Consider the following 20,779-nt stretch of genomic DNA (forward strand, 5'->3'; position numbering starts at 1 on the left):
CAGTCCGCGACCAACAGAGCGGGGAGCGATATGCGTTGGGGAACCGCAGCCGCCGTGGCGGCCGCCGCCGTCGGTACCGGGGCCGCCGTCCTGCTGATCGGCCGGAGGGCGTCCGAGCGGATGGTCCACCCGGCGGCCGCCCGTGAGCGGGCCGCCGGCCCCGTCGTGGTGCTGGGCCTCGCCGCCGGACGGGTCACCTTCACCCGCGGCGCCGAGAGCGCCCGCGCCGGCCGCTGGGCCGTCGAGTGGGCCGGCGGCGGGCACGCGGTGGTCGACGAGGTCCTGCACGCCGACGAGCGGGGCGTCACCCGGCGGCTGGTCCGCGCCGACCGGGGCACCCTGGTCCCCGGCACCTCGGTCCGCTTCACCCCCCGGGTGTACCTCGGCGACCCGACCGGTGCGCTCGGCCTGCCGTTCACCGAGACCGCCGTCGAGGGCGAACTGGGCGCGCTGCCCGCCTGGCGGCTCGACGGCAAGCGCGGCGCCTGGGTGATCCTGGTGCACGGCCCCGGCGCGGACCGGCAGCAGACCCTCCCGGTGATCCCCGTCCTGCACCGGCTCGGCCTGCCCGTCCTCGCCGTCACCTACCGCGGCGACCAGGGCGCGCCGGCCTCCCCGGACGGTCTCGGCCACTTCGGCGAGACGGAGTGGCGGGACGTCGAGGCGGCCCTGCGGCTGGCCCTCGACAGCGGCGCCGGGCGGGTCATCCTCTACGGCTGGTCGCTCGGCGCGACCATCGCCCTGCAGACCGCGGCCCGCTCCGCCTGGGCGTCCTCGATCAGCGGCCTGGTGCTGGACTCGCCGGTGCTCGACTTCCCGGCCACCGCCCGCCGGGGCGCGGCCCGGGCCGGCTACCGGGGCGCCGCCGCCGAGCTGGGCGCGCTCGCCGCGGAGGGCCGCGCGGGCGTGGATCTGGCCGACTTCGCCCGCCTCGCGGACGGCACCGACCTGCGGGTGCCCACGCTCCTGCTGCAGGGGTCCGACGACACGCTGGCGCCCTGGCGGGCCGCCGCCCGGCTCGCCGACCGGCGCTCGGACGTGGTCGGCCTCCAGGCCGTCCCGGACGGGGAGCACGCGGCCCTCTGGAACGCCGACCCCGACCGCTACGAGGAGCACCTCCGGCGCTGGCTCACCCCGCTGCTCTGAGCCGCCGCCGCGCCGGGTCCGGAAGGGGCCGGCGCCCGCGTCCCGACCCTCCTCCCGCGCCCCGTCCACCCCACCGCTCCCGAGCTGGCGTGTTCGCGTCATACAGATCCGGCCAGGCGGTTTGGCCTCTGTTGCCCGATCTTGTCGACCCCCCGCGACCGCCTCCCGGGAGTCGGGGCCGATCGGATGTGACAGAAGGCCGGTACAAGGGGAAGACTGCTCGACGTGACGTCTCGGAATCCGCGCGACCGTGATGCCCAGCTCCCGCCGACGATCGGCTCCGGTGCGACGGTGACCCGTCTCCCCGGAACTGCCCACCGCCCCGCCGGCGCCAGGCCGGGCGGCTCCGGCGTACCCCGCCGACGAGGCCCCGCACCCGCCCCCGGCCGTGGCCGGGTCCCGGTGCCGGAGGGCTTCCCCGCTCCCGCCGAGCTCGCCCCGCTGGCCCGCCGGATGCTGATCGACGCCGTCCGCATCGCCCGCTGGGCCGGTGAACTCGCCGAGGTCGACAAGCGCGGCGAGCTGCTCCCCGAGGACGCCCGCGCCGCCGGCCGCGCCCTCGCCATGACGGTGGGCGCCGCCACCAAGGCCTGGGGCCAGGCCCTGCTGGTCGGCCTGGTCGAGGCCCGGGACGGCGGCGCCGCCCCCGGCTGGCGCCTGCACGCCTGGGAGCACGACGACGAGGCCGTGGTCCGCGGCTGGTCGGCCCTGTTCGACGCCTGGACGCTGCTCGCCCCGGTGCCGCCCGCCGCCCTGCGCGGCGTCTTCGCGGTGCTCGCCGGGCAGGCCGTCGACCAGGCGCCGCAGCTGCTCTCCTTCCTGCACCTGGTGGCCGGTCCGGTCGCCGACAGCGAGCTGCTGGAGCTGCTGCGCCGGGGCCTGGACGAGCGCCGGGTCGGCGGCGGCGACGGCGCGCTGGGCCTCTCGCCCGTGCCGCACGCGGCCTCGGCGGTCTCCGCCGTCCGCGGCACCTGCCGCGAGCCGCAGATCGACACCCCGGCCGCGCCCTCCGACGTGGCCGCCGTCCTGGACTGGATGCTGGACGGCCTGGCCGCCGTCGGCGCGGTGGTCCGCAGGGACGACGCCGCCGAGCTCTCCCCGCTCGGGCACTGGGCGGTGCGGGCCAAGCTGGAGGAGATCTGCACCGTCGCGCAGACCGCCGCCGGGCACATCGAGCAGAGCGCCTTCGAGCTGCTCAACGCCTGCGCCGACTACTCGCCGGGCCCGGCCCGGGCCGAGTTCCGCGCCTGGGTGGCGGCCCGGCCGGCCGACCGGGCGGTGGCCGAGCTGCTGGACGCCGCCCAGGGTGACGACGCCCTGGTCCGCGGCCTCGCCTTCGAGGCCCTGCGGGTGGCCGGCTCCACCGCCGAGCAGGCCGTCCGGGCCGCCGTGGACGCGCCCGTGCTGCGTCCCTACGCGCTGCTCTGGCTGGCCGAGCAGTCGGACGAGGGCGTCGCCCCGGCCGATGTGCTGGGCGCGGAGGACGCCGCCTGGCTCTGGGTGGACACCGCGGCCGCCGTGCTCGACCACGGCGAGACCGAGCTCCTGGTGGGCCACGTCGAGGGCGCCTCGGCCGGTGACCCGGTCCGGCTGTTCGCCCGTGCCCGGCAGTCCGGCCACCCCCGGGCGGCCTCGGTGCTGACCGCCGTCTCCAGCGTCCACCCGGACCCGGGCGTGGCGCGGGCGGCCCGCCGCTCGGCCTTCAGCGTCCACCGCGGCGGGGCGTAGCCGGCCGCTGCCCGGTCCCCGGGCCGCAGGGAGGCGCCGCAGGGCCGCAGGAGCGCCGCGAGGGCGTCCGCAGGGCCGCCGCAGGGCATGCGAAAGGGCCCGGATCCGCCGAGCGGATCCGGGCCCTTCGTCGTACGTCCTGCGGGATCAGCCGATCCGGGACTCCGCGCGGCGCGCCCGGACGTCCCCGACCTTCTGGCCGACCTTGCGCCGGATCACCAGCAGCGGGGCCATCGCGGCCAGCGTGATCTGGGCGAAGGCGCCGATGTGCAGCAGCGTGTCGCCGCCGGGTGCCCCGGTCGCCCAGGCCGCCAGGCAGCCGATCGAGAGCACGATCCAGCAGAGCGTGGCGGTGGCCAGCAGCCCCTGCGGCTTCGGGTACTCGATCCGGCTCATCATCAGGTACGCGGTGCCCGCGATGGCCAGCAGGCCGGGCAGGAACGGCGGGTCGAGCAGCACGATGGCGATCACCGTCATCGCGCCCATCGGGCAGGGCATGCCCTGGAACACCCCGGGTCGCATCTTCACGGCGGAGAAGCGCGCCAGCCGCAGCACCACGGACAGCAGCACCGTCAGCGCGATCAGCGCCGAGAGGCGGCTGTCGGAGCCGGGCGAGACCATGCCCCAGACCGCGACGAAGTAGGCCGGCGCGATGCCGAAGCTGATCAGGTCGGCCAGGTTGTCGAGCTCGGCCCCGAGGGCGGAGGAGCGCAGCTTGCGCGCCACCAGCCCGTCGAAGAGGTCGCACATCGAACCGATCAGCAGCAGCGTCACCGCGGTGGCGGCGCTGTGCTTGTCCGGCGCGGCGTCCGGGTTGGTGATGTGCGGGACGAGGACCCCGGTGGTGATCGAGTAGATCGCCAGGAAGCCGCAGACGGCGTTCCCCAGGGTCAGGAAGTCGGCGGTGGACAGGTGCTGAGGAGAGCGCGGGGCGCGCAGCTCGCGGTCGCGCGCCCAGCGGCGGCGGCGCAGGGCCGTCTCCTCGTCGTCCAGGCCGACGATCGTCTCAGGATCAGTCACGGTCAAGGCGCGTCACCCCGGCTGTGGTCTTCTGGCCGACCTCGACGCCGACCTCGACGCCGGCCGGCAGGTAGGTGTCGACCCGGGACCCGAAGCGGATCAGACCGATCCGATCGCCCTGCTCGACCTTGGTACCGGCGTCGACGTACGGCACGATCCGGCGGGCCACGGCCCCCGCGATCTGCACCATCTCGATGTCGCCGAGCTCGGTCTCGAAGTGCCAGACGACCCGCTCGTTCTGGTCGCTGTCCTTGTTGAACGCGGGCACGAAGCCACCCGCGACATGCTCCACGGAGGTCACGGTGCCGGGCAGGGGCGCCCGGTTGACGTGCACGTTGAGCGGGCTCATGAAGATCGCCACCCGGGTGCGGCCGTCCGGCCAGGCGTCGATGCTCTGCACCACGCCGTCGGCGGGGGAGATCACTCTGCCCGTGCCGATCTCACGCTCGGGGTCGCGGAAGAACCACAGCATGCCCGCGCTGAGCGCACAGGCGGGTACCGCCGCCAGGGCCCACGCGCCGTTGCGCCGGGTGAGGGCGGTGGTCACGGCGGCGGTGGCGAGGGTGGGGACGAACCAGGGGGTGGCTCCGCGCGCGATGGTCACGCGGGGTCGCCGACCGGCCGTCGTGGCGGCGAGGGCATCGCGGTCCGTGACGGAGGTGTGAGGGGACGGGCTGATGGGCATCGAAGACCTTTGTCGCGGGGGATCATGGCCGCTGGACGGGGGCCACCGCGGGGATCGAGTAATAGAGGGACGGCTGCTGTCCCGGTGGATGCTATCGGGAGCACACGGTGGGTGGGCAACCCGCCTGTTCGTTCATGTGTCCTGGGTGCGGCGCAGCCGCGCGTTCTGTGTATACGACCGTAGCTCGCCCCGCTCCGGTTCCCAAGGGTCCTGGCGAGGCTGGTGACTCTTGTCTCAACAGGCACGCCGACCGAACCCCCGACGGCCTCGGCGCCGGGGGCGGGCGGGGGGTGCGCCGAAGCGGCCGCAAGGCGCGTGACAGCAGCTGTACGCCCTGCGGCCGCTTCGGGAGCCGTGCCGGACCCCAGGCGGACCAGGCCGGGGTCCTGGTGGCACGGCGGGGTGCCGGGACGGGCCCGCACGCCCGTCGACCGGCCGTCACCGGGCCGTCGACCCGCCCCGCGGAGCGTCACCGCGCCGCCGGGCGAGTCTTCGTGCTGGTCGTTCTCACTCCGCGATGCGGTACTCCTCCAGCAGACGACGTCCGACGATCATCTTCTGGATCTCCGCAGTACCTTCACCGATGAGCAGCATCGGGGCCTCGCGGTAGAGGCGCTCGATCTCGTACTCCTTGGAGAAGCCGTAGCCGCCGTGGATGCGGAAGGCGTCCTCGACGACCTCCTTGCAGTACTCGGAGGCGAGGTACTTGGCCATGCCGGCCTCGAGGTCGTTGCGCTCGCCGCTGTCCTTCTTGCGGGCGGCCATCACCATCATCTGGTGGGCGGCCTCGACCTTGGTGGCCATCTCGGCGAGCTTGAACTGGATCGCCTGGTGCTCGGCGATCTTCTTGCCGAAGGTGGACCGCTGCTGGGCGTAGGAGATGCCCAGCTCGAAGGCGCGGCGGGCGACGCCGCAGCCGCGCGCGGCCACGTTGACCCGGCCGACCTCGACGCCGTCCATCATCTGGTAGAAGCCCTTGCCGGGGACGCCGCCGAGGACGCGGTCGGCCGGGATGCGGACGTCCTGCAGGATCAGCTCGGTGGTGTCGACGCCCTTGTAGCCCATCTTCTCGATCTTCCCGGGCACGGTGAGGCCGGGGACGGTCGGGTTCGGGCCGAAGCCCGCCGTCTTCTCGATCAGGAAGGTGGTCATGTTCTTGTACGGGGAGCTGCCGCCCTCGTCGGTCTTGCAGAGCACCGCGACCAGGGTGGACGTGCCGCCGTTGGTGAGCCACATCTTCTGGCCGTTGAGGACGTAGAAGTCGCCGTCCTTGACGCCCTTGGTGGAGATCGCGGAAACGTCGGAGCCGAGGCCGGGCTCGGACATCGAGAAGGCGCCGCGGATTTCGCCGGCGGCCATCTTCGGCAGGAAGTAGTCCTTCTGCTCCTGGGTGCCGTGCGCGTTGATCATGTGGGCCACGATGAAGTGGGTGTTGACGATGCCCGAGACGGACATCCAGCCGCGCGCGATCTCCTCCACCACCAGGGCGTAGGTGAGCAGCGACTCGCCGAGACCGCCGTACTCCTCGGGAATGGTGAGGCCGAAGAGGCCGAGCTGCTTCATCCCCTCGACGATGGCGGCGGGGTACTCGTCCTTGTGCTCCAGCTCGGTCGCGACCGGAATGATCTCCTTGTCGACGAAATCCCGCACGGTGGCGAGGATGTCCCGCTGGATCTCGGTCAGGCCGTCGGTCTGTGCGAGGCGTCCCATCGTGCGGCTCCTGTGGCGAAAGGGGATGAGGGTGGGGGAGGGGAAGAACTGGCGGGGGGGGGGGGATTTCCCGGGGGCCCTGCCGGCGTGGCTGCGGCAGCAGGGCCCCCGGTACCGGGGTGGGGATCGGCCGATGACGGCGGCCTACCCGTCCGGGGCTCTGGGAGGTACGGGCCGGGCCCTAGGACAGCGGAGTGGGACGGCCGGGCTGCTCGCCGCCGCGCTCCTTGATGTACGTCGCGGTCGGCACCATCACCTTGCGGCGGAAGACGCAGACGACCGTGCCGTCCTGCTTGTAGCCCTTGGTCTCGACGTACACGATGCCGCGGTCGTCCTTGGACTTGGAGGGCCACTTGTCGAGCACGAGGGTCTCGCCGTAGAGGGTGTCGCCGTGGAAGGTCGGCGCGATGTGGCGCAGCGACTCGATCTCCAGGTTGGCGATCGCCTTGCCGGAGACGTCCGGGACGGACATGCCGAGCAGCAGCGAGTAGATGTAGTTGCCCACCACGACGTTCTTGCCGAAGTCGGTCGTCTTCTCCGCATAGTTGGTGTCCATGTGGAGCGGGTGGTGGTTCATGGTGAGCAGACAGAAGAGGTGGTCGTCGTACTCGGTGACCGTCTTGCCGGGCCAGTGCTTGTAGACAGCGCCGACCTCGAACTCCTCGTAGGTGCGTCCGAACTGCATCTCAGTGGTCCTTAGGAGGTCAGGCCTGCGGGGGCTCGAACTTGGAGGTGCGCTGGAACCCGGCGGCGCGGCCCTTGCCCGCGATGACCAGGGCCATCTTGCGGCTGGCCTCGTCGATCATCTCGTCGCCGAGCATCGCGGAGCCCTTGGCGCCGCCCGCCTCGGAGGTGCACCAGTCGTAGGCGTCGAGGATCAGCTCGGCGTGGTCGTAGTCCTCCTGCGAGGGCGAGAAGATCTCGTTCGCGGCGGCGACCTGGTCCGGGTGGAGCACCCACTTGCCGTCGAAGCCGAGCGCGGCGGCGCGGCCGGCCACCTCGCGGTAGCCCTCCTGGTTGCGGATCTGCAGGTAGGGGCCGTCGATGGCCTGCAGGTCGTTGGCCCGGGCGGCCATCAGGATGCGCATCAGGATGTAGTGGTAGGCGTCGGCCGGGTAGCCGGCCGGCTGCTCCCCGACCACCAGGGACTTCATGTTGATCGAGGCCATGAAGTCGGCCGGGCCGAAGATGATCGTCTCCAGGCGCGGGGAGGCCTCGGCGATCGCGTCGACGTTGATCAGGCCCTTGGCGTTCTCGATCTGCGCCTCGATGCCGATCTTGCCGACCTCGAAGCCCATGGTCTTCTCGATCTGGGTGAGCAGCAGGTCGAGCGCCTTGACCTGCTCGGCGTCCTGGACCTTCGGCAGCATGATGCAGTCGAGGTTGGGGCCGGCGCCCTCGACGACCGTGATCACGTCGCGGTACGTCCAGTGGGTGGTCCAGTCGTTGACGCGGACGACCTTGGTCTTCTTGCCCCAGTCGCCGTTGTTCAGCGCGTCGACGATGTTGTGCCGGGCGCTCTCCTTGACCAGCGGGGCGCAGGCGTCCTCCAGGTCGAGGAAGACCTGGTCGGCCGGCAGGCCCTGGGCCTTCTCCAGGAAGCGCGGGTTGGAGCCCGGCACGGCGAGGCAGGAGCGGCGGGGGCGGAGCCTGTTGACGGTTGCCATGGGGTGGGTCAGTCCTTCCGGGGTCAGCTGGTGGTCGTCGCGGCGGCTGCGGGCGTCCACGGCTGGAGCCTGTTGGCCAGCCGGATCTCGTCCACGATCCGGCCGATGATGGTCGTGATGCCGAAGTCCTTCGGGGTGAACACGGCAGCCACGCCGGCGGCCTTGAGAGCCTCGCCGTCCGCTGCCGGGATGATGCCACCCACGATCACTGGCACATCCTCCACCCCGGCCCGGCGCAGCCGGTGCAGGACGTCGGGTACCAGCTCGGGGTGGGCCCCGGACAGGATCGACAGGCCCACGCAGTGCACGTCCTCCGCGACGGCGGCGGAGACGATCTGCTCGGGCGTCAGCCGGATGCCCTGGTAGACCACCTCGAACCCGGCGTCGCGGGCCCGGACGGCGATCTGCTCGGCGCCGTTGGAGTGCCCGTCCAGGCCGGGCTTGCCGACCAGCAGGCGCAGCTTGCCGGTGCCCAGCTCGGCGGCGGTCGCGGTGACCGCCTCGCGGACGGCGGCCAGCTCGCCGCCGGGCTCGGCCGCCACCGCGACCGGGGCACCGCCGACGCCGGTGGGTGCGCGGTACTCGCCGAAGACCTCGCGCAGGGCGAAGGACCACTCGCCGGTGGTGACCCCGGCGCGGGCGCAGGCGAGCGTGGCGGGCATCAGGTTGGCCTCGGTGGCCGCGATGCTCTTCAGCTCGTCGAGGGCCAGCTGGGCGGCGGCCTCGTCGCGGCCGCCGCGCCACTGCTCCAGGGCGGCGAGCACGGACTGCTCGGAGGCCGGGTCGACCACCATGATCGCGGTGTCGAGGTCGGCCGTGAGCGGGCTCTCCTCGGTGGTGTCGAAGCAGTTGACCCCGATGATCTTGTCCTCGCCGGACTCGATCCGGGCCCGGCGGGCGGCGTGCGAGGCGACCAGGTTGGACTTGAGGTAGCCGGACTCGACGGCCGGGATGACCCCGCCCATCTCCAGCACCTTGGCGATCTCGGCCTCCGCGCCCGCCAGCAGCGAGGCGGTCTTGGTCTCGATCACCTCGGAGCCGTTGAAGATGTCCCCGTACTCCAGCAGGTCGGACTCGTAGGCGAGCACCTGCTGGATCCGCAGCGACCACTGCTGGTCCCACGGGCGGGGCAGGCCGAGCGCCTCGTTCCAGGCGGGCAGCTGGACGGCCCGGGCCCGGGCGTCCTTGGAGAGCGTGACGGCGAGCATCTCCAGCACGATCCGCTGGACGTTGTTCTCGGGCTGCGCCTCGGTCAGGCCCAGCGAGTTGACCTGGACCCCGTAGCGGAAGCGCCGCTGCTTGGCGTCCTGGATCCCGTAGCGCTCCAGCGTGACCTTCTCCCAGAGCTGGGCGAAGGCGCGCATCTTGCACATCTCCTCGACGAAGCGCACGCCGGCGTTGACGAAGAAGGAGATCCGGGCGACCACCTCGCCCATCCGCTCGGCCGGCACCTGGCCGGAGTCGCGCACCGCGTCCAGTACCGAGATCGCGGTGCACATCGCGTAGGCGATCTCCTGGACCGGGGTGGCCCCGGCCTCCTGCAGGTGGTAGCTGCAGATGTTGATCGGGTTCCACTTGGGGATGTTCCCGACCGTGTAGGCGATCATGTCGGTGATCAGGCGCACGGACGGCCCGGGCGGGAAGACGTGCGTCCCGCGCGACAGGTACTCCTTGACGATGTCGTTCTGGGTGGTGCCGGTGAGCTTGGCGATGTCGGCGCCCTGCTCCTCGGCGACCACCTGGTAGAGCGCCAGCAGCCACATCGCGGTGGCGTTGATCGTCATGGAGGTGTTGGTCTGTTCGAGCGGGATGCCGTCGAACAGGGTCCGCATGTCCCCGACGTGGCCCACCGGCACGCCGACCCGGCCGACCTCGCCGCGGGCGAGGATGTGGTCGGAGTCGTAGCCCGTCTGGGTCGGCAGGTCGAAGGCCACCGAGAGGCCGGTCTGGCCCTTGGCGAGGTTCTTCCGGTAGAGCGCGTTGGAGTCGCTCGCGGTCGAGTGCCCCGCGTAGGTCCGCATCAGCCAGGGCCGATCACGCTTCTGATCAGTCATCGGATCGCCTTAGATGTCGCGGCTGGGCCGCTCGGCCCGCTCGGAGGCCTCGCGGAACAGGTTGATCGCGGGCAGGTGCTTCTCGCGCAGCTCGGCGTTGCGCACTCCCAGGCCCTCGGAGGGGGCGAGGCAGAGCACGCCGACCTTGCCCTGGTGCTTGTTCTGGTGGACGTCGAGGGCGGCCTGGCCGGACTGGTCGAGGGTGTAGACCTTGGACACGGTCGGGTGGATCTTGCCCTTGGCCACCAGGCGGTTGGCCTCCCAGGCCTCGCGGTAGTTGGCGAAGTGCGAGCCGACGATCTTCTTCAGCGACATCCACAGGTAGCGGTTGTCGTACTGGTGCATGTAGCCGGAGGTGGAGGCGCAGGTGACGATGGTGCCGCCCTTGCGGGTGACGTACACCGAGGCGCCGAAGGTCTCGCGGCCCGGGTGCTCGAAGACGATGTCCACGTCCTCGCCGCCGGTCAGCTCGCGGATCCGGCTGCCCAGGCGCTTCCACTCGCGCGGGTCCTGGGTGTTCTCGTCCTTCCAGAACTTGTAGCCCTCGGCGGAGCGGTCGATGATCGCCTCGGCGCCCATGGCCCGGCAGATCTCGGCCTTCTGGTCGTTGGAGACCACGCAGATCGGGGTGGCGCCGCCGGCCAGCGCGTACTGGGTCGCGTACGAGCCGAGGCCGCCGCTGGCGCCCCAGATCAGCACGTTGTCGCCCTGCTTCATGCCCGCGCCGTTCTGCGAGACCAGCTGGCGGTAGGCGGTGGAGTTGACCAGGCCGGGGGAGGCGGCCTCCTCCCAGGTCAGGTGGGCGGGCTTGGGCATCAGCTGGTTGGTCTTCACCAGGGCCAGCTGGGCCAGGCCGCCGAAGTTGGTCTCGAAGCCCCAGATCCGCTGCTCCGGGTCCATCATCGTGTCGTTGTGGCCGTCGGAGGACTCCAGCTCGACGGAGAGGCAGTGGGCGACGACCTCGTCGCCCGGCTTCCAGGCGTTGACCCCGGCGCCGGTGCGCAGCACCACGCCCGCGAGGTCCGAGCCGAGCACGTGGTACGGCAGGTCGTGGCGCTTGGTGAGCGGGGAGAGCCGCCCGTAGCGCTCCAGGAAGCCGAAGGTGGAGACCGGCTCGAAGATCGAGCTCCACACGGTGTTGTAGTTCACGGCGCTGGCCATGACGGCGACCAAGGCCTCGCCCGGGCCCAGCTCGGGCAGGGCGACCTCGTCGAGGTGGAGGGACTTGCGGGGGTCCTTGTCGCGGCTGTCGAGGCCGGCGAACATCTGCTCCTCGTCCTTGTGGAGCGTCACCGCCCGGTAGGACTCCGGCAGCTTGAGCGCGGCGAAGTCCGCCGCGGTGCTGTCGGAGCTGAGGATCGCGTCGAGGATTTCCTTCATGGCTGCCTCCGAAGGCGTACCTGTGTGAGGGGCACAGGGCGTCTGGGGGAGCCGGGAGCGGACACCGGCTTCGCTGAGATGGGTGGTTGGTGGTGTGGCAAGGGGCCTGGCGGTGGACCGGGCTGGGCACAGCTCCCGGGGTGTGGGAGCGCCGGACGACGGCGCGCCGAGGTGGGGAGCCGCGGCGCCGCGACTGGTGGGTAACAAGGTAGTGGCACCCTGTGCCACTCGTAAAGACACCGGGTGTCACCAATTCAGGTGAATCAAATCCGCGTTCGAGCGGCCGTCCGAGGGTATGGAAAGGGCCCGCACCGGAGATCCGGTGCGGGCCCTGGAAACTGCCTTGACCTGCGGAAACGCTGCTGCTCAGGCCTCCCTGGCGCTGCTCAGCGCGGCCCTGATGCTGTCCACCACGACGTCCAGCGGGGCGTCGGTCCGGGCCACTGTGATGAGTACCTCACCTCCGGGGCTGGCACTCAGTGCGCTCGCGGCCGCCTCCTCCAGGGGGGTCACACTGGCACCGGGTGCCACCAGGGACCCCCGCCGTCTCACGCCGGGCGGGGCGGAGGCCCAGAAGGTCCGCCGGATCACCTCGAAGGAGTGGTCCAGCTGCGCCTCCACGTCGCCCCGGCCGGCGGCCCGCAGCCAGCGTCGCAGCACGTGGTTGTGGGCCGCGACGACCGCCGCCGCCGACACCTCGGCCAGCATCGAGTCGTCCTCGCCGGCCCGCTGCCAGCCCGAGGGGATCTCGCCGCCGGTGTCGAACCGGCCCAGCAGGTAGCGGGTGAACAGCCGCTCGTACCGGGCCACCACGGCGATCTCCCGCTCGCGCAGCGCCGGCACCTGACGGATCAGCTGGTACCGGGCGACCGAGACCGCCGGGGTGGAGGCGTACATCCGCAGCACCTCCTTGATGCCCCGGCAGACCACGTCCAGCGGGTGCTCGTCGGGCTCGGCGCTGGCCAGCAGGTCGGCCACCCGGACGAGGGTGTCGTCGTGGTCCGGGAAGATCGCCTCCTCCTTGGACCGGAAGTACCGGAAGAAGGTCCGCCGGGCCACCCCGGCGGCCGCGGCGATCTGGTCGACCGTGGTCTCCTCGTAGCCCTGCGACGCGAACAGCTCCATCGCGGCCGTGGCCAGGTCCTGGCGCATCTGCTGGCGCTGCGCGGCCGCCCGGCGGCTGCCCGGGCCCCCCTCGGAGCCGGAGCCGGCCGACCGGTCGGCGCCGCGCGGTACGGCGGAGTGCTGGGGGGAGGCTGACTGAACCCGATCCATGGCCGGAACGCTACACGCCCCGGGGGCCGGCGCCGCGGGCCTTCCCCGCCGCACCGGTGCGACCGGGCCGGTCACGGCCGGTCTCGGCCAGCGCGCCGACACCGCCCCGGGGCTCCAGCCGGTGCGCGGCGGGCCGTACCCGGGCTGACCGGGCTGGACCGGCGCCGGGCCGGACGGGCCCGGTCCGGCGGGCCCCGCGCCGAGGGGCGCGGCGCCCCCGGCCGACGGCGTGGTCACCGGCGCGCGTGGTCGCGGAACCCGCGGCCGGTCTTGCGGCCCAGGCAGCCGGCCGCCACCAGGTGCTCCAGCAGCGGCGCCGCCGCCAGGCCCGGCTCGCGGAACTCCTGGTGCAGCACCTGCTCGATGGTCAGCGAGACGTCCAGGCCGACCACGTCCAGCAGCTCGAACGGGCCCATCGGGTAGCCGCAGCCGAGCTTCATCGCGGTGTCGATGTCGTCCACCGTCGCGTAGTGCTCCTGCAGCATCCGCACGGCGTCGTTCAGGTAGGGGAAGAGCAGCGCGTTCACGATGAACCCGGCCCGGTCGCCGCACTCCACCGGGTGCTTGCGCACCTTCGCGCAGACCTCCAGCGCCGTCGCGGTGACGTCCGGCGCGGTCAGCACGGTGGAGACCACCTCGACCAGCTTCATGGCCGGCGCCGGGTTGAAGAAGTGCAGCCCGATCACGTCCTGCGGCCGCGAGGTGGCCGCCGCGCAGCTGATCACCGGCAGCGAGGAGGTGGTGGTGGCGAGCACCGCGCCCGGCTTGACGATCTTGTCCAGGGTGGCGAACAGCTCGCGCTTGACCGTGAGGTCCTCGGCCACCGCCTCGACCACCAGGTCGACCCCGGCCAGCTCGGTGTACTGCCCGACCGGCGTCACCAGCGCGAGCGCCGCGTCCCGCTGCTCCTCGGTCAGCCGGCCCTTCGACACCGAGCGCTCCAGCGACCTGGCCAGCTGCGCCTTGGCCTTCTCGGCCTTCTCCTGGCTGCGGGCGGCCAGCAGCACCGGGTACCCGGCCTTGGCGAACACCTCGACGATGCCGGTGGCCATGGTGCCCGAGCCGCAGACGCCCACGCCGCGCACCTCCCGGCCGGGCACCTGCGCCCGGGCCGGTCCGGTGGCGGCGTCGACCGCCCTGGACGAGCCGGGCGCCTCGTAGGTGTAGAAGCCGCGGCCGGACTTGCGGCCCAGCAGCCCGGCGGCCACCAGCTGGCCGAGGATCGGCGCGGGCGCGTGCAGCCGGTCCCGGGACTGCTCGTACATCGCCTCCAGGACGGTCCGCGCGGTGTCCACGCCGATCAGGTCGAGCAGCGCCAGCGGCCCCATCGGCAGCCCGCAGCCGAGCCGCATCGCGGCGTCGATGTCCTCGCGGGTGGCGTACTTGGACTCGAACATCGCGGCGGCCTGGTTGAGGTACGCGAAGAGCAGCCCGTTCACCACGAAGCCGGCCCGGTCGCCCGCCGCCACCGGCTCCTTGCCGAGGTCGCGGGCGAAGGCCGCGGCGTCCTCGGCGACCTGCGGGGCGGTCAGCACGGTGCGGACCACCTCGACCAGCTTCATGGAGTGCACCGGGTTGAAGAAGTGCAGGCCCAGCACGCGCTCCGGGCGCGCGGTGGCGGCGGCGATCCGGGTCACCGACAGCGCGGTGGTGCCGGTGGCCAGCACCGTCGCGGGCGGGCAGATCCGGTCCAGCTCGGCGAAGAGCTCCCGCTTCAGCTCCAGCTGCTCGGGGACCTCCTCGATCACCAGGTCCGCCGCGGCGGCGGCGTCGAGCGCGTGGCCCACCGAGATCAGCGCGAGCAGCGCGGTCCGGTCCTCGGCGGTGATCCGCTCCCGGGCGACGGCGTGCGCGGTCGCCTCCTCGATCCGGGCCAGGGCCCGGGCGGCGGAGTCCTCGTTGGCCTCGATGCCGATCACCCGGCGGCCGCTCTGCGCGACCGCCACCGCGACGCCGGCACCCATCGTGCCGAGGCCGACCACGGCGACCGTGGGAAAGGGACGCTCCATCTGTCCTGACTCCTTGTCATAAGGGCCCGCGCGCGCTCCGGCGGACGCGCCGCCGGAGGAGGGTCCGCGCGCGGGGGCTGGGGAGATGACGGTTGCGGCCCACCGGCGCAGCCGCCGGTCCGCTCCGGCCGTGCTGCGGGTGTGCCGTGGTACTCAGGCGCTCGAGGTGAAAGGAAGCGGCTCTGATACGAGGAGAGAATCCGGCCCGCCGCGACCCGCGGCACAGACCGGTGAAGAAGCACCGCCCGCCGCCGGCCCGTTCCGCGCGATCACGCGCGCCGGCCGACGACCCCGTCGGTGCGGCTCCCGAAGCCCGACGGTGGTGCGTGCCGACACTGTAGCGAAGCTACTCGCCAGTAGGAAGGGGGTGGACGCCGCTTCTTTCGCGCCGCCGCCCGTCCGGGCCGCCCGGGGCCGCGGAAATTCGCTCGGCGCCGTCGGCGGCCCCCGCTAGGGTGGGCGGCGCGGGGGCGGCTCCGCGGCGTGCTTCCTTCTCACTCACTGCAAATGAACCGAGTGCGCCCACTCTCCGCCCCCGCTTCGTCATATCTCCGGGGGATCCACCGATGAAGAAGCAGACCACCGCCACGCCCGACACCGGCCTCGACGCCCTGCTGCTGCGGCACCGCGGAGCCGTCGCCGTGGCGGGAGGCGCGACCGGCGAGCCGGACCCGTGGAGCGCGCGGGGGCTGCTCGCGCTGGAGGCCGACCTCGCGGTGCGCGGGTACCTGCTGACCGGGCCGCTGCGGGCCGCGCTCGGCCGGCTGCGGCCGGCCGGGCTGGCCGAGGCCGGGCAGGCGCTGCTGCGACGCCTCGACGGGCTGACCGGTTTCGACCGCCGGCACCGGCCGCTGTTCAGCGCGTTCCCCGGCGGCGTGCCCGACCACGCGCACGGCTACTACTCCGCGCAGGTCCGCGCCTTCCTGGTCAACCGGCCGGACCAGCTCTGCGCGGTCTGCGAGCGCGCCGGTGCCGAATTCGGCGTCGGCGCCCTGGCGCCCTGCGCCCACCTGCTCTGCGGCGGCTGCCACGACGAGCTGGAGATCCACGACGACGGCCGGGCCTGCCCGCTCTGCGGCACTCCGATCGCCGCCGGGCGCCACCTCCCGCTGGACGCCAAGTCCGTCCGCAACGCCGCCCGCGAGCGCGGCTCCGACGCCCTGCTCCGCCCGCTGCGCCTGGCCGAGGGCACCGACCCGGCCGCCCTCGCCGCCGCCGAGGCCCGCCGGCTGCTGGCCCGCCGCACCCCGCTCGATCCGCAGGACCGCGAGGACCTCGCGCTGCTGCTCGACCTGGTCCCCGGCGACCCGGCCGACTGGCTGCCCCCGGACATTCCGGTCCGGGAGAGCCGCGCCACCGTGCTCGCCGCGCTGCTGCGCCGCGACCGGGAGAGCGCCCGCCCGCTGCTCGCCGACCGGCTCACCACCGCCACCGACGTGCTGCGGCTGATCTGGGCCTGGTCCGGCGTCGAGCCCGACCTGCTGCCCGCCACCGCCGAGGGCCTGCGGCTGCGCAGCCTGCCCCGCCCGCTCCGCCGCGACCTGCTGGCCGTCCTCGACGCGCTCCCGGTCGGCACCGTCGCCGAGGACCTCGGCCGGCACCGCCAGGCCTGGCTGCGCGCCGGCGAACTGCTCCACCCCTACGAGTACCGCGACCGCTTCCCGTACGCGGCCGCCGCGTTCGCCGTGCTCCGGCAGAGCGACCTCGACCTGCACGGCCTCGGCCCGCAGCTGCGCGAGGCGCCCGCGCCGCTGCGGGTCGACGCGACCCCGGCCGGCCACACCCGGCTGGCCGTCAGCACCTTCGCCGCGGAGGTCGAGCGGGCCCTGGCCGCCGGTGAGGTGCCCGCCGCCGTCCGGCTGCTGGCCCGCCGCCCGGGCGAGCTGGTCCGCCGGCTGCACCACCTGCTGCGGGTGCACGCCTCCTGGCACCCGGGCGAGCCGCTGCCCGCCGATCTGGAAGGGGGCGCCCTCCCGGCCGCCCTGCGCAAGGTCGCGCCCGGCCCGTTGCTCGGCGCGTACGGGCGGCTGCGCGCCCCGCGCGAGATCGGTGAGCGCCGGCTCTACTTCCCGCGCGGGCGGGTCGCGCTGGCGCACGCCCGCGACGACTGGGGCACCGTCGTCCCGGCCGAGCTCAGCGCACCCGTCTGCGCGCTGATCGAGGCCGAACTGCTGCGCCGCGCCGGGCAGCACGAGCGCTTCGAACTCGCCGTCCTGGACGAGGGCCTGGCCGACCTGGTGGTCCCGTTCGCCGAGCGGGCCAGCGCCAGGACGCTGGTCGCGGTGCCGCGCGGCAGCGTCCAGCGGCTGCCGGACGGCGGCCGCGTCCGGCTCTTCCTGCACTGGACGCAGCAGCCGCGCCAGCGGGTCGACCTCGACCTCTCGGTGGCGCTGTACGACGACCGGTGGGAGTTCACCGGCCTCTGCGACTACACCCGCCTGGTGCACGGCGCGAACGCCGCCGTGCACTCCGGCGACTTCACCTCGGCCCCGCCGCCGCACGGCGCCACCGAGTTCGTCGACCTGGACCTGCCCGCGCTGGCCGCCGGGGGCGCCCGGTACGCGGTGGTCGTGGTCTTCAGCTACAACGACATCCCGTTCGAGGAACTGGCCGACGCCTTCGCCGGGTTCATGGAGCTGGACGCGGGGACGGCGGCCCGGCGCCACGGCGGCCGGTTCCACCCCGCGGCCGTCCGGCAGCGGCTCGACCTCAGCGGGGACGCCAAGGTCTGCGTGCCGATGATCGTCGACCTGGCGCGGCGCAGCTACACCTGGACCGACCTCAACACCAGCGCCTCCGGCGGCTTCCACGACGTCTGGCGGTACCGGGACCGGATCGGCACCCTCGCCGCGGACGTCGCGGCGCACTTCGCCGAGGGCTCCCGCGCCACGCTCTGGGACCTCGCCTGCGCCGGCGCCGCCGCCTGCACCGACGAGGTGCTGGTCCGCGACCGCTCCGGCGGCGTGGTCGGCTCCTACCGCCGGGGCGCGGACGAGCCGGTGGCCGCCTTCGCCGCGCGGCTGCGCGACGGCCGCGCGCCGGACGACCGGGTGACCGGCCCGGCCGACGACACCGCCCGCGCGCTGGCCGGCCGGCTCGCCGGTCGACGGGCGCTCGCCGCGCTGGTGCACGCCGACCTCCCGGCTCCGGCCGGTGTCTCGGGCGCGCTCTACCGGCTCTACCCCGGCCCGCTGGACGCGGCGCCGGACTCCCTGGAGCGGCTCACCGCGGGGGACGTGGTGGCCCTGTTCAACCCGGAGGAGTGAACGGGCGGACAGACGTCCGCCCGAACCACCCGATAGGGGAATTCCCCCTGGTCGGCGGGCGCGACAGCATGGGCGCATGAGCACCGGAACCGTCTCGTCCGCCGGCCTCGCCGACCCTTCCGGGCCCCGGCCCGCGTCCGACGCCGCCTCCGGGCCCGCTGTCGCGCCGGCGTCCGGCGCGGCCGGCCCGGCGGGCGCCGTCGCCCTGCCCCCGCGCGCCGAGCGCGTCGAGCGGGCGCGGGAGGGCGTCGAGCGGCTGCGCCAGGCCGGGGTCGAGGCGGTGGCCGTCACCTGGGTGGACAACGCCGGCATCGCCCGGGTCAAGGCCGTCCCGCTGGACGGGCTGGTGCACGCCGCGCAGTGGGGCGTCGGCGCGGCGCCGTGCTTCGACGTCTTCCTGGCCGACGACACGATCGTCACCAGCCGCCTGATCGGCGGCCCCACCGGGGACCTCCGGCTCTACCCGGACCTCGACCGGGTGGTCCCACTGGCCGCCCAGCCCGGCTGGGCCTGGGCGCCGGGGGAGCGGTACACCCAGTCCGGCGCCCCGCACCCGGGCTGCCAGCGGCTGTTCGCCCGCCGGATGACCGCCGCCGCGGCCCAGCGCGGGATCGCCGTCAAGGCCGGCATCGAGGTCGAGTGGGTGGTCGCGCTCGCCGGGCCGGCCCAGGAGGAGCCCCGCTACCCGACCGACGGCCCGGCCTACGGCATGCAGCGCCTGACCGACCTCTCCGACTACCTGCGCGAGGTGCTGCGCGCCCTCACGGCGCAGGGCCTGACGGTGCTCCAGATCCACCCCGAGTACGCCCCGGGCCAGTTCGAGGTGTCGGTCGCCCCGGAGGGGCCGGTCGAGGCCGCCGACACCTCCGTGCTGATCCGCCAGACCGTCCGGGCCGTCTCCGCCCGGCACGGCCTGCGCGCCTCCTTCGCCCCGGTGGTCGAGGCCGGCTCGGTCGGCAACGGCGGCCACCTCCACCTCAGCCTCTGGCGGGGCGGGCAGAACCTCGCCCACGGCGGGGCCGGCCCGCACGGGCTGACGGCCGAGGCGCAGGGCTTCCTCGCCGGGGTGCTCGGCGCGCTGCCCGAGCTGCTGGTGCTCGGCTCCTCCAGCCCGGCCGGGTACCTGCGGCTGGTGCCCTCGCACTGGGCGGGCGCCTACCAGTGCTGGGGCCTGGAGAACCGCGAGGCGGCGCTGCGCCTGGTGACGGGCTCCGCCGGGGAGCGCGCCACCGCGGCCAACGCCGAGATCAAGTGCTTCGACGCCACCGCCAACCCGTACCTCGCGGTCGGTGCGGTGCTCGCCGCCGGCCTCGCCGGGCTGGACCAACGGCTGGCGCTGCCCCCGGAGTTCACCGGCGACCCGGCCGAGGCCGCGCCCGGTACGGTGCCCCGGCTGCCGGCGAGCCCCGCCGACGCGCTCGCGGCGTACCAGAAGTCGGCGGTGCTCCGCGAGGCGCTCGGCGAGCCGCTGTACGAGGCGGTGCTGGCCGTCCGCCGCGCCGAGAGCGAGCAGTACGCCTCGGCCACCCCGGAGCAACTGGTCGCGGCCACCCGCTGGCGGTACTGACCGGTGCCCTCGCTGGACGTCCCGGCGCTGGTCGACCACCACTGCCACAGCGTGGTGGTGGCCGAACTCGCCGACGACGCCCTGGCCGGACTGCTCACCGAGTCCGACCGGCCGCCCGCGCCCGGCACGTCGCCGTTCGACAGCGCGCTCGGCCTCGCCGTACGCCGCTGGTGCCCGCCCGCGCTCGGGCTGCCCGCGCACGCCCCCGCCGCCGACTACCTGGCCCGCCGGGCCGAGCTGGGCGCCGCCGAGGCCACCCGGCGGCTGCTGGCGGCCGCCGGGCTGGACACCTGCCTGGTGGACACCGGCCTGGCCGAGGCGGCCGGTCACCCGCTGCTGCCGCTCGGCGAGTTCGCCGAGGTGGCCGGCGCCCGGGTGCGCGAGGTGGTCCGGCTGGAGTCCGTCGCGGAGGCGGTGCCGGCATCGGCCGGGGCCTGGCCGCTCCTCGTCCGTGAGGCGCTGGCCGCCTCGGCCACCGGCGCGGTGGCGGTCAAGTCGGTGCTGGCCTACCGGCACGGCCTGGCGGCGCCGGCCGAGCGGCCCGCCCCGGTGGCGGTGGTGGCGGCCGTGGGGGAGTGGCTGCGTGCCGGGCGCGGCCGGCTGACCCACCCGGTGCTGCTGCACCACCTGCTCTGGACGGCGCTGGACGTCTGCGCCGAACTCGGCCTGCCGCTCCAACTGCACACCGGCTTCGGCGATCCGGACCTCACCCTGCACCGGGCCGACCCGTCGCTGCTGACCGACTTCGTCCGGGCCGCCGAGCCCAGCGGCGTGCCGCTGGTGCTCCTGCACGGCTACCCCTACCACCGGCAGGCGGCCTGGCTGGCGCACGCCTTCCCGCAGGTGTACACCGACCTCGGGCTGACGGCCTCCTACGTCGGGCCCCGGGCGGCCGCCGTCCTCGGCGAGATGCTGGAGCTGGCGCCGTTCGGCAAGCTGCTCTTCTCCACCGACGCCTACGGGTTGCCGGAACTGTACCTGGTCGGCGCCGCCCAGTTCCGGCACGGTCTGGGCACCCTGCTGGACGGCTGGCTGGCGGACGGCGCCTGCTCGGCGGCCGACGCCCGGCGGCTGGCCTGGCAGGTTGCTGCCGACAACGCCCGCCGCCTGTACCGGCTCTGAGCGGCGGGCGGGCCGTACCGGCCCCGCCCGGCCCGCACCCGCTTCGCACCGCACGGTCCGGAGGCGTGCGGCGCGGCCCCCCCGGGAGGCCGTCTGACCGGGTGCGCAGGCCGGTGCCGGTCCCTCGGAATTTGTGGATCGTCCACGCCC

The 20,779-nt window shown here is 74.1% G+C and carries 14 protein-coding genes; 5 read left to right on the plus strand and 9 right to left on the minus strand.

Annotated elements, in window-relative coordinates; all coding sequences use genetic code 11:
- Positions 1-30: 30 nt before the first annotated feature.
- Together ACWDRR_RS23945 and ACWDRR_RS23950 are read left to right on the plus strand one after the other, a co-directional pair.
- Positions 31-1,146, plus strand: a complete 1,116-nt coding sequence (locus ACWDRR_RS23945) for an alpha/beta hydrolase family protein (protein WP_449774238.1) — start codon at positions 31-33, stop codon at positions 1,144-1,146.
- 225 nt (positions 1,147-1,371) lie between these two features.
- Complete coding sequence (locus ACWDRR_RS23950) at positions 1,372-2,874, plus strand: hypothetical protein (RefSeq protein ID WP_449774239.1); 1,503 nt, start codon at positions 1,372-1,374, stop codon at positions 2,872-2,874.
- Positions 2,875-3,021: 147 nt separating this feature from the next.
- Here ACWDRR_RS23950 and ACWDRR_RS23955 read toward each other — a convergent pair whose 3' ends face one another.
- The 9 genes from ACWDRR_RS23955 to ACWDRR_RS23995 form a co-directional block, all read right to left on the minus strand.
- On the minus strand, positions 3,022-3,900 hold the full coding sequence (locus ACWDRR_RS23955; protein WP_449774240.1) for a CDP-alcohol phosphatidyltransferase family protein: 879 nt from the start codon (positions 3,898-3,900) through the stop codon (positions 3,022-3,024).
- Positions 3,887-4,579: a phosphatidylserine decarboxylase gene (locus tag ACWDRR_RS23960; RefSeq protein WP_449774241.1), complete on the minus strand. Its 693-nt coding sequence runs from the start codon at positions 4,577-4,579 to the stop codon at positions 3,887-3,889. Before ACWDRR_RS23960 ends, ACWDRR_RS23955 begins: the two co-directional genes overlap by 14 nt.
- 507 nt (positions 4,580-5,086) lie before the next feature.
- Positions 5,087-6,289: an acyl-CoA dehydrogenase family protein gene (locus tag ACWDRR_RS23965; RefSeq protein WP_449774242.1), complete on the minus strand. Its 1,203-nt coding sequence runs from the start codon at positions 6,287-6,289 to the stop codon at positions 5,087-5,089.
- A 181-nt stretch (positions 6,290-6,470) separates the two neighbouring features.
- Positions 6,471-6,974, minus strand: a complete 504-nt coding sequence (locus ACWDRR_RS23970) for a MaoC family dehydratase (protein WP_449774243.1) — start codon at positions 6,972-6,974, stop codon at positions 6,471-6,473.
- A gap of 19 nt (positions 6,975-6,993) precedes the next feature.
- Positions 6,994-7,956 (minus strand): HpcH/HpaI aldolase/citrate lyase family protein, encoded by a 963-nt coding sequence (locus ACWDRR_RS23975; protein WP_387890754.1) that lies wholly within the window; start codon positions 7,954-7,956, stop codon positions 6,994-6,996.
- Between the two features lie 23 nt (positions 7,957-7,979).
- Positions 7,980-10,010 carry a protein meaA gene (locus ACWDRR_RS23980; RefSeq protein WP_449774244.1) on the minus strand — a complete coding sequence of 677 codons (2,031 nt, stop codon included), beginning with the start codon at positions 10,008-10,010 and terminating at the stop codon, positions 7,980-7,982.
- 9 nt (positions 10,011-10,019) lie between these two features.
- Positions 10,020-11,390, minus strand: coding sequence for a crotonyl-CoA carboxylase/reductase (gene ccrA, locus ACWDRR_RS23985; RefSeq protein ID WP_449774245.1), 1,371 nt, complete (start codon positions 11,388-11,390; stop codon positions 10,020-10,022).
- Between the two features lie 366 nt (positions 11,391-11,756).
- Positions 11,757-12,665, minus strand: a complete 909-nt coding sequence (locus ACWDRR_RS23990) for a TetR family transcriptional regulator (RefSeq protein ID WP_449774246.1) — start codon at positions 12,663-12,665, stop codon at positions 11,757-11,759.
- A 233-nt stretch (positions 12,666-12,898) separates the two neighbouring features.
- Positions 12,899-14,674, minus strand: coding sequence for a 3-hydroxyacyl-CoA dehydrogenase family protein (locus ACWDRR_RS23995; protein WP_449774247.1), 1,776 nt, complete (start codon positions 14,672-14,674; stop codon positions 12,899-12,901).
- A 566-nt stretch (positions 14,675-15,240) separates the two neighbouring features.
- On the opposite strand from ACWDRR_RS23995, the gene ACWDRR_RS24000 reads away from it, so the two are divergent.
- From ACWDRR_RS24000 to ACWDRR_RS24010, 3 genes are all read left to right on the plus strand, one after another.
- Entirely contained in the window at positions 15,241-17,940 is a 2,700-nt protein-coding gene (locus ACWDRR_RS24000; protein ID WP_449774248.1) for an MXAN_6230/SCO0854 family RING domain-containing protein, read from the plus strand.
- 76 nt (positions 17,941-18,016) lie between these two features.
- On the plus strand, positions 18,017-19,507 hold the full coding sequence (locus tag ACWDRR_RS24005; protein ID WP_449774249.1) for a glutamine synthetase: 1,491 nt from the start codon (positions 18,017-18,019) through the stop codon (positions 19,505-19,507).
- Positions 19,508-19,510: 3 nt separating this feature from the next.
- On the plus strand, positions 19,511-20,629 hold the full coding sequence (locus ACWDRR_RS24010; protein ID WP_449774250.1) for an amidohydrolase family protein: 1,119 nt from the start codon (positions 19,511-19,513) through the stop codon (positions 20,627-20,629).
- Positions 20,630-20,779: the final 150 nt, after the last annotated feature.

The sequence above is a fragment of the Kitasatospora sp. NPDC003701 genome (genome assembly GCF_053587085.1).